This window comes from Kitasatospora sp. NPDC097691, from assembly GCF_040302665.1.
Lineage (GTDB): Bacteria > Actinomycetota > Actinomycetes > Streptomycetales > Streptomycetaceae > Kitasatospora.
Map to the genome: position 1 here is coordinate 70,092 of NZ_JBEORY010000016.1, position 12,386 is coordinate 82,477.

Here is a 12,386-nt window from a genome sequence, read left to right on the forward strand (position 1 = left end):
GATGAGCCGGTGGTGCCCCGGGCTCCCCGGGGCCCGGGGCAGCACCCCCGAACTCGAACCGCCTCCTCACGAATCAGGACCCGACCGCGTGTCAGACCAGCACCAGCCCTCCGGCACCGTCCCCAACCCGGTGGTCCCCGGCTTCCACCCCGACCCCAGTGTCTGCCGCGTGGGCGACGACTACTACCTCGTGTGCTCCAGCTTCGAGTACTTCCCCGGCATCCCGGTCTTCCACAGCCGCGACCTGGTGAACTGGGCCCGGATCGGCAACGCCCTGGACCGGCCGAGCCAGCTGCGCCTCCCGATCGACACACCGTCCTCCGGCGGGATCTACGCGCCGACGCTGCGCCACCACGACGGGCGCTTCTGGCTGATCGTCACCAACGTCGACGACGGCGGCAACATGCTCTTCACCGCCACCGACCCGGCCGGCCCGTGGTCCGACCCGGTCCGGCTGCCCGGGGTCCCCGGGATCGACCCGGACCTCACCTGGGACGAGGACGGCACCTGCTGGTGCACCGTGGCCGGCGTGTCCCAGGTCCGCATCGACCCGACGACCGGCGAGACCCTCGGCGAGCAGCGGCGCATCTGGTCCGGCGCGCCCGGGGCCAAGGCCCCCGAGGCCCCGCACCTGTACCGGATCGGCGAGTACTGGTACCTGATGATCGCCGAGGGCGGCACCGAGCGCGGCCACGCCGTCTCCATCGCCCGCGGCGACTCGCCCTCCGGCCCGTTCGCGCCGTGTCCGGACAACCCGGTGCTGACCCACCGCGGCATCGACAGTCCCATCCAGAACACCGGGCACGCCGACCTCGTCCAGGCGCCCGACGGCTCCTGGTGGATGGTGCTGCTCGCCGTCCGGCCGCGCGGCGGCACCCCCGGCTGGTCCGTGCTCGGCCGGGAAACCTTCCTCGCCCCGGTGGAATGGGTGGACGGCTGGCCGGTCGTCGGCCGGGTCACGCCCGAACTGCCCACCCCCGTCTGGCCGCTGCACCCCGCGCCCGCCGTTCCGGCCCGGGACGACTTCGACCAGGCCGACCTGCACCCGCAGTGGATCTCGGTGCGCCGGCGCCCGGAGCACCTGTGCACCACGAAGGAACGTTCCGGCTGGCTGACCCTGCGCGCCGCCGGCGCCTCGCTGGACGAGAACGACGCGGTCTTCGTGGGCCGGCGCCAGCAGCACCTCGCCTGCCGGGCCCGCACCCTGATCGACCCCGCGGCGGGCCGCGGCGGCCTCGCCGTCCGCCTGGACGAGGAGCACCACTACGAGATCGAGGCGGCCGACGGCGAGGTGCGGGTCTTCGCCCAAATCGGCGCGCTGCGCAGCGAGGTCGCCGCCCGGCCCGTGCCCGTCGGAACCGTGGTGCTCGGTGTCGAGATCACGCCCGCGCCCCCGCGCGGCGCACGGAGCGGGCCGGACGTCCTCTCCTTCGGCATCGAGGAACCCGACGGCACCTTCACCGCGCTCGCCGCCGTCGACGGGCGCTACCTGTCCACCGAGGTGGCCGGTGGCTTCACCGGCCGGGTCATCGGCATGTACGCCGCGGCCGGCACCGTCCACTTCGACCGGTTCGACTACGAGCCGCTCCGCCTTCCCTGACCACCCGTCAGGGGCTCCCCCACCCCGTTCACCCCGAAGGGACACTCCGTGAACGACGCACACCAGACCGCACCCACCCGCAACCGCCGCCTCCACCGCACGGCCGGACTCCTGGTGGCCCTGGTCACCACCGGCGCCCTCTGCGGCGGCACGGCGATCGCCGCGCCCGCCGACCAGCCCCGGTCGGCGGCCGAGGCGGCGGGGGTCAGGGTCCCGCAGGACCCGATGGCCGCCGTCGCCCGGATGCAGCCCAGCTGGAACCTCGGCAACACCCTCGACGCGATCCCCGGCGAAACCTCCTGGGGCAACCCGGCCGCCACCAAGGCGCTGTTCGACCGCCTCAGGTCCGAGGGCTTCCGCAGCGTCCGGATCCCGGTCAGCTGGTTCCCGCACCAGTCCGAGACCGCGCCCTACACCATCGACCCGGTGTGGATGAACCGGGTCAAGCAGGTGGTCGACTGGGCCCTGGCGGACGGCCTCTACGTCGAGATCAACGTCCACCACGACTCGTGGAACTGGATCCTGAACATGTCCACCGACCACGACAACGTCGTGGCCCGGTTCGACTCCACCTGGCAGCAGATCGCCACCGTCTTCAAGGACGAGCCGCGCACGCTGCTCATGGAGAGCATCAACGAGCCGCAGTTCGCCAACGCGACCGACGCCCAGAAGACCCGGTACCTGCGGGAACTCAACACCTCGTTCCACGACATCGTGCGCAACTCCGGCGGCGGCAACAAGGACCGTCTGCTCGTCCTGCCCACGGAGGTCACCAACTCCGCCCAGAACCTGCTCGACGACCTGTCCACCACGATGGCCTCGCTGCACGACCGCAACCTGGTCGCCACCGTGCACTACTACAGCTGGTACCCGTTCAGCGTGAACATCGCCAACGGGACCACCTACGACACCGCCAGCCAGAAGGACCTGACCGACGGCTTCACCCGGGTGCACGACACCTTCATCGCCAAGGGCATCCCCGTCTACGTCGGCGAGTACGGCCTGCTGAGCGAGCCCACCTCCGGCGTGGTCGAGCGCGGCGAGATGCTCAAGTACTACGAGCACTTCAACTCCATGGCCCGGGCCTACGGCATCACCACCGCGCTCTGGGACGACGCCAACTACCTGAACCGCACCACCCTCCAGTGGCGGGACCCGGCCCTGATGGACCTGGTCAAGTCGTCCTGGACCACCCGCTCGGGCACCGCCTCCACCGACAACGTCTTCCTGCCGGCCTCCGGCCCCATCACCGCGCAGACCATCACCCTGAACCGCAACGGCCTCTGGTTCGCCGGGCTCTGGCAGGGCGACCGCCCGCTCATCCCCGGCACGGACTACACCCTCGACGGCGACCGGCTCACCCTGACCGCCGACGCCCTCACCCGGCTCGCCGGTGACCGCGCCCGCGGTGTGAACGCGAACATCCAGGTCCGCTACTCCAACGGCGTCCCCTGGCAGCTCAACATCCGCTCCTACGACAAGCCGGCCATGTCCGACGCCACCGGAACCGCCGACACACTGGTCATCCCCACCCGGTTCAACGGTGACCTGATGGCCAACCTGCAGTCCACCTACGCCGACGGCACCGCCGCCGGCCCGGCGTCCTGGACCACCTACCCGGCGTTCGGCAACTTCGGCCCCGACTACGGCGCCGACACCACCACCGTGAACGGCGACTTCCTCAAGTCCCTCAAGGACGGCGCCCAGGCGACCCTCGTCTTCCGCTTCTGGAGCGGCGACACCGTCACCTACCACCTGACCAGGTCCGGCGACACCGTGACCGGCACCGCCTCCTGACCCCAGTCCTCCCGGCCCCGGCCGCCTCCGGGCGGCCGGGGCTCCCACACGTCCCGAGGTGCATCCATGGCCCCGCTGCCCCCGCGCGTGCTGTTCGGCGCCGCCTACTACCACGAGTACCAGCCGTACGAACGGCTCAAGGCGGACCTCGACCTGATGGCGGAAGCGAAGTTCACCGTCATCCGGGTCGGCGAGTCCGTCTGGTCCACCTGGGAACCGGAGAACGGACGGTTCGACCTCAACTGGCTGACCCCCGTCCTCGACGGCGCCCACGAGCGCGGCATCGCGGTCGTCCTGGGCACCCCCACCTACGCCGTGCCGCCGTGGCTGGCCCGGCAGTACCCGGAGATCGTCGGCGACCGGGCCACGGGGCAGCGCACGGGCTGGGGCGGCCGCCAGGAGGCCGACTTCTCCCACCCGGCCTTCCGCCACCACGCCGAACGCGTCACCCGGGCGATCCTCGGCCGCCACGCCGCACACCCGGCCGTCATCGGCTTCCAGGTCGACAACGAGCCCGGCCTGCGCCTGCCGCACAACGACGGCATCTTCCAGCGCTTCGTCGACCACCTGCGCCACACCTACGGCGACGTGGAGACCCTCAACCGGGAATGGGGCCTGGTCCACTGGTCGCACCGCCTCTCCACCTGGGCCGACCTGTGGCGGCCCGACGACAACCAGCAGCCCCAGTACGACGTCGCCTGGCGGGCGTTCCAGGCCCGCCGGACCACCGAGTTCATCGCCTGGCAGGCCGGGATCACCCGCGAGTACGCCCGCCCGGACCAGTTCGTCACCACCTGCCTCGCCTACAACCACCCCGCGATGGAGGACGACGAGATCACCGACGCCCTCGACGTCACCGCCGGCAACCCGTACTACGACATGCAGGACGCCCTCGCCCTGCCCGACCCCACCCCGGACGACCACGAGCAGCAGTGGAAGACCACCGGCGTGTGGGCGCTGTACCAGAGCGCCGACCGGATCTTCTCCTCCCGCCAGGAACCGTTCCTCGTCACCGAGACCAACGCCCAGGCCATCAGCGGCACCTCGGAGAACCGGCCGGCCTTCGACGGCCAGTGGCGGCAGGCCGCCTGGGCGCTGGTCTCCCGCGGTGCCCGGATGATCGAGTACTGGCACTGGCACACCCTGCACTTCGGCGCCGAGACCTACTGGGGCGGCATCCTCCCCCACAGCGGCAGGCCCGGCCGGGTCTACGCCGAACTCGCGCGGCTCGGAGCCGAGTTCGAGACCGCCGGACCGCTGGTCGCCGGGATCGAGCCCGACGCCGACATCGCGATGGTCTACTCGATGCCCAGCAAGTGGCTGATGCAGAAGTACCCACCGCTGGCGAAGCCGGACGGCAGCCCCGACCCGACCTCCTACCACCGCCTCTTCGACCCGTTCTACCGCGGTGCGTTCGAGGCCGGCCGCCAGGTGCGGATCCTGCACGCCCGACAGCTGCACGACGCCCGGGGCATGGGGGTCCCCCGGCCGGAGGCTGGGGGGAGTGCGGGCCTGGCACCCGGCGAGGCCGCGCGGCGCCACCCCGTGCTGATCGTCCCCGGGCTCTACCTCGCCGGGGACTCCCTGCTCGACTGGCTCGCCGCCTACGCCGAGGCCGGCGGCCACCTGGTGCTCGGCCCCCGCACCGGCTACGCCGACCACGAGGCCCGGGCCCGCCACGAGACCGCCCCGCCGCGCCTGGCGACCGCCGCGGGCGCCTGGTACGACGAGTTCGGCAACCTGGCCTCGGACCTCCCGCTGCGCACCGCCCCCGGCAGTCCGCTGGCGCTGCCGGCGGGCGCCACCGCGACCCGCTGGGTGGAGTGCCTCACGACCACCGACGCCACGGTACTGGCCGGCTACGAGCACCCCCACTTCGGCCGCTGGTCCGCCGTCACCACCCGCCGCCACGGCGAGGGCCGGGTGACCTGCGTCGGCACGGTGCCCGGACGCGACCTCGCCCGGGAGCTCGCCGTCTGGCTGGCTCCGGTTCCCGTCGGCGAGTGGCGCGACCTGCCGGCCTCCGTCACCGCGACGACCGGGACATCCCCCGACGGACGCCGCGTCCACGTCGTCCACAACTGGAGCTGGCAGCCCGCCGACGTCCGGGCGCCCGTGGAACTGACCGACGTCCTGGACGACACCGCGGTCGCGTCCGGAGGCTCGCTCTCCCTGAACGCGTGGGACGTACGGGTGTTCGTCGCCCGCTGTGAAAGGGGGCGGTGGGCTCCGCCGAGCCACCGCCCCCCTTTCACCCCCCCGACCGCACTCCTACTCGGTCAGGAAGCGGTAGACCGTCATCGAGCCGTACTCCTCCCCCGGACGCAGGACGGTGGAGGAGTACTCGGGCCGGTTGGGCGAGTCCGGGAAGTGCTGCGTCTCCAGCGCGATGCCCGCGTAAGCGGGGTACGGGCGACCGGAGCGGCCGGTCGGCGAGCCGTCGAAGTGGTTCCCGGTGTAGACCTGGTGCCCCGGCTCCATCGTGAAGCACTCGACGCGACGGCCGGTGGCCGGGTGGCTCAGCACGGCGGCCTTCGGCACGGGTGCTGCTCCATTGCGTTCGGTGCGGTGCGATGTGGAGAACGACGACGCCCGCCGTGCGGGCGGGCGTCGTCGGCACGGTGGTGGTGCGTCACATCCCCTGGGCCAGTCGGTGGTAGGCCTGGTTCCAGCGGATTTCCTTCGTGAACCGGCGGATGGACGTGTCCTCGTCGATCACCAGGAGCTCCACGCCCAGCATCTCGGCCAGGTCCTCCAGTTCCTCGGCGCCGAGCGCGCCGGAGAACACGGTGTGGTGCGGCGCTCCCGCCGTCAGCCACGCCTCGGCGGAGGTGTGGAGGTCGGGGCGCGGCTTCCAGACGGCGCGGGCCACGGGCAGGTTGGGCAGCGGCGCCGGCGGCTCGACGACATCGACGTCGTTCGCGACCAGCCGGAAGCGGTCGCCGAGGTCGGCGAGGCCGACCACCACCGCGGGGCCGGGCTCGGCGTCGAAGACCAGGCGGACCGGGTCCTCGCGGCCGCCGATGCCGAGCGGGTGGATCTCGCACGAAGGGGTGGCAGCCGCGATGCTCGGGCAGACCTCCAGCATGTGCGCCCCGAGGATCAGCTCGCGGCCGGGTTCCAGGTGGTAGGTGTAGTCCTCCATGAAGGAGGTGCCGCCGGCCAGGCCGGTGGCGGTCACCTTGAGGGTGCGCAGCAGCGTGGAGGTCTTCCAGTCGCCCTCGCCGCCGAAGCCGTAGCCGTCGGCCATCAGCCGCTGCACGGCCAGGCCGGGCAGCTGGCGCAGGCCGCCGAGGTCCTCGAAGTTGGTGGTGAAGGCTTTGAAGCCGCCCTCTTCCAGGAAACCCCGCAGGCCGAGTTCGATCCGCGCCGCGTAGCGCAGGGACTCGTGGCGCTCCCCGCCGGCCCGCAGCTCGGCCGCGAGGTGGTAGCTGTCCTCGTACTCCTTGACGAGCTCGGTGACGTCGGCGTCGGCCGTGGCGTCCACGGCGGCGACGAGGTCGTTGACGCCGTAGGTGTTGACGGAGACGCCGAAGCGGCGCTGGGCCTCGACCTTGTCGCCCTCGGTGACGGCGACGTCGCGCATGTTGTCGCCGAAGCGGGCGAGCTTCAGGCCGCGCAGTTCGGCGCGGCCTGCGGCGGCGCGCACCCAGGAGGCGATCCGGGAGGTCACGGAGGGGTCGGTGACGTGTCCGGCGACGGTCTTGCGGGCGACGCCGAGGCGGGACTGGATGTAGCCGAACTCGCGGTCGCCGTGGGCGGCCTGGTTCAGGTTCATGAAGTCCATGTCGATGGACTGCCAGGGGAGTTCGACGTTCGCCTGGGTGTGCAGGTGCAGCAGCGGCTTCTGCAGGGCGTCCAGACCGGCGATCCACATCTTCGCCGGGGAGAAGGTGTGCATCCAGGCGATCAGGCCGATGCACCGGTCCTCGGCGTTGGCCTCCAGACAGATGCGGCGGATCGCGGCGGCGTCGGTGAGGACGGGCTTCCAGACGACCTCGACCGGCACGGCCGAGGCGCGGTTCAGTGCTTCGGAGATGTGCTGGGACTGCTCCGCGACCTGCCGCAGCGTCTCCTCACCATAGAGGCCCTGACTGCCGGTCAGGAACCAGATCTCGCGTCCTGCGAGTGACGTCATGGTGGTGACTCCTTACCGGGCCTCGGGGTGCTGGCCGTAGACGTTCTGGTAGCGGAAATTGAGGCTGTCGATGTCCGCCTGGGCGATCGGCAGCGGCTCGCCGAGCTGCCGGGAGAGGTGGACGGTGCGGGCCACGTCCTCGCACATCACGGCGGCCTTGACGGCGGCCCTGGCGTCCTTGCCGATGGTGAAGACGCCGTGGTTCTGCATGAGGACGGCGGGCGAGCGGTGGCCCCTGAGGGTGTCCACGATGCCGCGGCCGATCGAGTCGTCGCCGATCAGGGCGAACGGTCCCACCGGGATCTCGGCACCGAACTCGTCGGCCATCGCGGTGAGGACGCAGGGCACGGCCTCGCCCCGGGCGGCCCATGCGCTGGCGAAGGTGGAGTGGGTGTGGACCACTCCACCGACCTCGGGCATGTGACGGTAGACGTAGGCGTGCGCCGCCGTGTCGGAGGAGGGCGAGTGGTCGCCCTCGACGACGTTGCCGTCCAGGTCGCACACGATCATGTTCTGCGCCGACAGGTCGTCGTAGGGGACACCGCTCGGTTTGATCACGAGCAGGTCCTCGCCGGGGATCCGGGCGGAGACGTTGCCCGCCGTCCAGACCACCAGGTCGTAGCGGACCAGTTCCTGGTGGAGATCGCTGACCTGCCGGCGGATGAGGTTGGTGGTCGCGTTCACAGGGCCTCGCTCGTCGGGGTGAGGGCGGCATCGCGGATGTCGCGCAGGCGGTGCAGGAGCTTGTCGGCGCCGAGGCCGAAGTGGTCGTGCAGGGCCCGGTACTCGGCGAAGAGCCGGTCGTAGACGTCGGCGGCGGCGTGGTCCGGCAGGTACGCCGCCGGACGCACCCGACCCATGGCGGCGGCCGCGGTCCGGACGTCGGGGTGGGCCCCGGCGGCGACGGCGGCGTGGATCGCCGAGCCGAGCGCCGGCCCCTGCTCCGACTCGGCGACCGACACCGGGCGGCGCAGCACGTCGGCGTAGATCTGCATGAGCAGTTCGTTCTTCTTGAGGCCGCCGGTGACGACGAACTCGGTGACGGGGACGCCGCCCCGCTCCAGGGCCTCGACGATGACGCGGGTGCCGAAGGCGGTGGCCTCCAGCAGGGCGCGGTAGATCTCCTCGGGCCGGGTGGCCAGGGTGAGTCCGGCGATCACGCCGGAGAGGTGGTGGTCGACCAGGGTGGAGCGGTTGCCGTTCATCCAGTCGAGCGCCACCAGGCCGTGGGCGCCGACGGGTTGGGCGGCGGCCTTGCGGGTGAGGAGCCGGTGCGCGTCCTCGCCGTTCCGCTCGGCCTCGGCCAGGTAGTCGGCGGGCAGGCCCTGGCGCAGCCACCAGGCGAAGATGTCTCCGACGGCGCTCTGGCCGGCTTCGTAGCCGTAGGAGCCGGCGATGATGCCGTCCTCGACGACGCCGCACATGCCGGGGACCTCGGCCAGCGCGGCGCCGTTGACGACGTGGCAGGTGGACGTGCCCATGATGGCGAGGAGCTGGCCGTTGTCGACGGCCCGGGCGGCGGGTGCGGCGACGTGGGCGTCGACGTTGCCCGCCGCCACCGCGATCCCCTCGGGCAGGCCGGTCCACTGCGCCGCCTGTGCGGTGAGGGATCCGACCCGGGAGCCGAGCGGGGAGAGCGGGAGCTCCAGGCGGGTGCGGGCGAAGTCGGCGAAGTCCGGGTGGAGTGCGGCGAGGTAGTCCTCGCTCGGGTAACTGCCGTCCTGGTGGATGCCCTTGTAGCCCGCGGTGCAGGTGTTGCGGCTCTCGGCGCCGGTGAGCTGCCAGACGATCCAGTCGGCTGCCTCGATCCAGCGGGCGCAGGCGGCGTAGACGGCCGGGTCCTCCTCCAGGACCTGCAGGGCCTTGGCGTACTGCCACTCGGCGGAGATCCGGCCGCCGTACCGGGAGATCCACTTCTCCCCGCGGGCGTGGGCCAGCGCGTTGATCCGGTCCGCCTGGCCCTGGGCGGCGTGGTGCTTCCAGAGTTTGGGCCAGGCGTGCGGGTACGGCGCCCAGTCGGGCGTCTCCGCCAGGGAGGTGCCGTCGGCGAGCACCGGGAGGACCGTGCAGGCGGTGAAGTCGGTGGCGATGCCGATGACGTCGACGGGGTCGATGCCGGCGTCGGCGAGCGCCGCCGGGACGGCGGTGCGCAGCACGTCGCGCCAGTCCGCGGGGTGCTGGAGCGCCCAGTCGGGCGGGAGCGGTCGTCCGGTGCCGGGCAGTTCGCGCTCGACGACGGCGTGCGGGTAGTCGTGGACGGCGGTGCCGACCTCTTCGCCGTCACGCACGCGGACCACCACGGCGCGGCCGGAGAGGGTGCCGAAGTCGACGCCGACGACGTATCCCTCCGAGTCCCGGGTGGCAGGAATCACGGTCACTTCCTCATCCTTCGTGCGGGAGGGCGGTGTTGTCGCCCGTCGCCGGTGCGGTCCGGTTCCGGGGCAGGGCGGACCGCACCGGCGACGGGTTCCGTTCCGCCGGCTCCGTCGGAGGAGGGGCGGAAGGTGGGCCGCCGGCGGACGGACGGAGGCGACGTCGTTGCCCGCCAGCGGAGTCTTTGGAGCGACTTTGTTAGCGCTCACAGAGATTGTTAGCGTTAACATATGTGCTGTCAAGGCAGGTTTCGTCAGCCGGACCGGACGTCGGCGAACGGCGGGGCCAACGACCGCCACCAGCCGGGCGCGCGACCGCGGCCGGAGGGCGCCGCCTACGTTCCGGCCACCGGATCACCGGTGCCCGATGGGGGCGACGCTGCGGCGCAGCACCATCTCCGGGGCGATCTGTACCTGGGTCTCGGCGGGCGCCACGCCCTCGAGTTCGCCGACGAGAAGTTCCAGGGCTCTGCGGCCGAGTTCGCCGAAGTCCTGCCGCACGGTGGTCAGCGGCGGGGTGAAGTAGGCGGCCTCCGGGATGTCGTCGAAGCCGACCACGCTGATGTCGTAGGGGACGGACCGGCCGGCCTCGTGCAGGGCGCGCAGCAGGCCGAGGGCCATGTGGTCGTTGGCGCAGAAGACAGCGGTGACGTCGCCCAGTCCGGCGATCCGCAGTCCGGCCTGGTAGCCCGAGCGGGCGCTCCAGTCGCCGCGCTCCACCTCCGGCACGGGGGCCCCGGCGGCCTGCAGCGTGAGCCGCCAGCCCTCCTCGCGGTCCTGGCTCTCCAGCCAGTTGGCCGGCCCGGCCACGTGGTGGACGGTGCGGTGGCCCAGGTCGAGCAGGTGCCCGGTGGCCTCGCCCGCACCGTAGCGGTTGCCCACCGACACCATGGGCACCTGGGTCTGGTTGCCCGAACCGACGGCGACGAGCGGCACGGAGCTGGAGAGCCGGGCCACCGCGCTGACGGCGGAGGTCTGCGGCGCGATCACGACGACGCCCTCAACCCCTTGGTCGCGCAGCCGGTCGACGGCCTCCTGGACCGAACGGCCGTCCAGGGAGCGCAGGCTGGTCACGCTCACGAAGTACCCGGCGCTCCGCGCGGCGCGCTCGATCCCGTCCAGCATCGACGCCGGGCCGTAGAGGGTCGAGTCGAAGCTCACCACGCCGAGGGTCTGCGAGCGGCGGGTGACCAGCGCGCGGGCGGCCGAGTTGGGGCGATAGTCCAGTTCCCGTATGGCCGCCAGCACCCGGTCCCGGGTGTCGGGCCGGACGTGCGGGGCGCCGTTGAGCACCCGGGACACCGTCTGGTGGGAGACCCCCGCCAGTTTGGCCACGTCCGCCATCACGGGCTGGCGCTGTTCCGTCCCGGCGCTGTCGGTTCCCACTCGCAGTCCCCTCCTCGGCTGGAACCACAGTACGCGACCAGGTCCAGGCCAATCCGTCACCCTCGGTTCAACAGGCGGCTTCCCTTCATACCAGTCCTTCGGGTCGCCGACATGTGCCGATAGTGCCAAGTTAGCGCTCACAGCTCCCACGCGGGGGACCTTGCCGGATCATGGTCCCGTGGATTACGGAGGCGGAAGCAACTCGTGAGCGTTTGCACACGCATCGCGATCAGGCCGGGCGGATCGGACCGACATGCCGCGCATCCCCCTGCCCTGGCGACAGCGGTGCACCCTCGTCGCACTCACGCGGACGATCCCGTGCAGAACTCGATCATCTACCCACGGTACGCCTGCGAGCCAGTGCCCGATCCGCCTCGGGCAACGCGTCGGCGACCAGGAGTCGCGGCAGCAGGTCCGGTTCGAGTGTCATGGCACGGAAAACGACGTCGACGGTCACGTCATGGTCGGGCCGGTGCACGATCTCGACGGGGTCGCCGGCCCGGATGTCCCCGGGCTCGATCACTCGTAGGTAGGCGCCCGGCACCGCGGCCCGGGTGAAACGCGAGATCCAGCCCTCTCGCTGCAACCACCCCTGGAAGGTCGCACACGGGATCCGGGCGCACGACACCTCCAGGACCACGTCCGCCCCGATGCGCCAGCGCTCACCGATCAGGGCACCGTTGACGTCGAGGCCGACGGTCGTGAGGTTCTCCCCGAAGACGCCGTTGGCGAGCCGCCTCCCGAGCTCGGTCTCCCAACGGTCGAGATCCTCGCGGGCGTAGGCATAGACGGCCTGGTCGGAACCGCCGTGGTTCTTCACGTCGTAGACGCGGTCGCCCGCGAGACCGACCGCACCGGTGCCCTTCGGGCCCGGGGACGTGACCCTGACGGGACCGTCGACCGGCTGCTTGTCGATGCCCGTGGCGCTGAGGCCCTTCCAGGGGTTGGGACGGGGCCTGCCTACGTTGACGGAGAGCAGTTTCATGCCGGCGACTGTACGAATCCTCGCACGCCCGGGGCGACCGATTTCCCAGCCGCGTCTCGAAATCGACCTTCTGCTCCACTCGGCCCCCCTCGCGCCGAACGGTGTTGT

General features: G+C 71.8%; 8 protein-coding genes and 1 pseudogene. 3 read left to right on the forward strand and 6 right to left on the reverse strand.

Annotated features, from left to right (window positions below; all coding sequences use genetic code 11):
* Positions 1 to 88 precede the first annotated feature (88 nt).
* The 3 genes and pseudogenes from ABTY56_RS14325 to ABTY56_RS14335 all read left to right on the forward strand — a co-directional run.
* Complete coding sequence (locus ABTY56_RS14325) at positions 89 to 1,600, forward strand: glycoside hydrolase family 43 protein (RefSeq protein WP_350629061.1); 1,512 nt, start codon at positions 89 to 91, stop codon at positions 1,598 to 1,600.
* Between the two features lie 48 nt (positions 1,601 to 1,648).
* On the forward strand, positions 1,649 to 3,397 hold the full coding sequence (locus ABTY56_RS14330; protein WP_350629062.1) for a cellulase family glycosylhydrolase: 1,749 nt from the start codon (positions 1,649 to 1,651) through the stop codon (positions 3,395 to 3,397).
* Between the two features lie 66 nt (positions 3,398 to 3,463).
* Positions 3,464 to 5,602, forward strand: a pseudogene (locus ABTY56_RS14335) (beta-galactosidase); the annotation flags it as partial.
* A gap of 66 nt (positions 5,603 to 5,668) precedes the next feature.
* On the opposite strand, the gene ABTY56_RS14340 reads toward ABTY56_RS14335, so the two are convergent.
* The 6 genes from ABTY56_RS14340 to ABTY56_RS14365 form a co-directional block, all read right to left on the reverse strand.
* Positions 5,669 to 5,878: an aldose epimerase family protein gene (locus tag ABTY56_RS14340; RefSeq protein WP_502893114.1), complete on the reverse strand. Its 210-nt coding sequence runs from the start codon at positions 5,876 to 5,878 to the stop codon at positions 5,669 to 5,671.
* Between the two features lie 151 nt (positions 5,879 to 6,029).
* Entirely contained in the window at positions 6,030 to 7,535 is a 1,506-nt protein-coding gene (gene araA / locus ABTY56_RS14345; RefSeq protein ID WP_350629063.1) for an L-arabinose isomerase, read from the reverse strand.
* Positions 7,536 to 7,547: 12 nt separating this feature from the next.
* Positions 7,548 to 8,219 carry an L-ribulose-5-phosphate 4-epimerase gene (locus ABTY56_RS14350; protein ID WP_350629064.1) on the reverse strand — a complete coding sequence of 224 codons (672 nt, stop codon included), beginning with the start codon at positions 8,217 to 8,219 and terminating at the stop codon, positions 7,548 to 7,550.
* Positions 8,216 to 9,913: a ribulokinase gene (locus ABTY56_RS14355; protein WP_350629065.1), complete on the reverse strand. Its 1,698-nt coding sequence runs from the start codon at positions 9,911 to 9,913 to the stop codon at positions 8,216 to 8,218. Before ABTY56_RS14355 ends, ABTY56_RS14350 begins: the two co-directional genes overlap by 4 nt.
* Before the next feature lie 348 nt (positions 9,914 to 10,261).
* Complete coding sequence (locus ABTY56_RS14360; protein WP_350629066.1) at positions 10,262 to 11,293, reverse strand: LacI family DNA-binding transcriptional regulator; 1,032 nt, start codon at positions 11,291 to 11,293, stop codon at positions 10,262 to 10,264.
* A 331-nt stretch (positions 11,294 to 11,624) separates the two neighbouring features.
* A complete protein-coding gene (locus ABTY56_RS14365) occupies positions 11,625 to 12,278 on the reverse strand; it encodes an MOSC domain-containing protein (RefSeq protein WP_350629067.1) in 654 nt (217 codons plus the stop codon).
* Positions 12,279 to 12,386: the final 108 nt, after the last annotated feature.

Coding starts and splice junctions, on each gene's coding strand:
- ABTY56_RS14340 (WP_502893114.1), bottom strand. CDS start 5,878: ATGGAGCCGGGGCACCAGGTCTACACCGGGAACCACTTCGACGGCTCG.
- araA (WP_350629063.1), bottom strand. CDS start 7,535: ATGACGTCACTCGCAGGACGCGAGATCTGGTTCCTGACCGGCAGTCAG.
- ABTY56_RS14365 (WP_350629067.1), bottom strand. CDS start 12,278: ATGAAACTGCTCTCCGTCAACGTAGGCAGGCCCCGTCCCAACCCCTGG.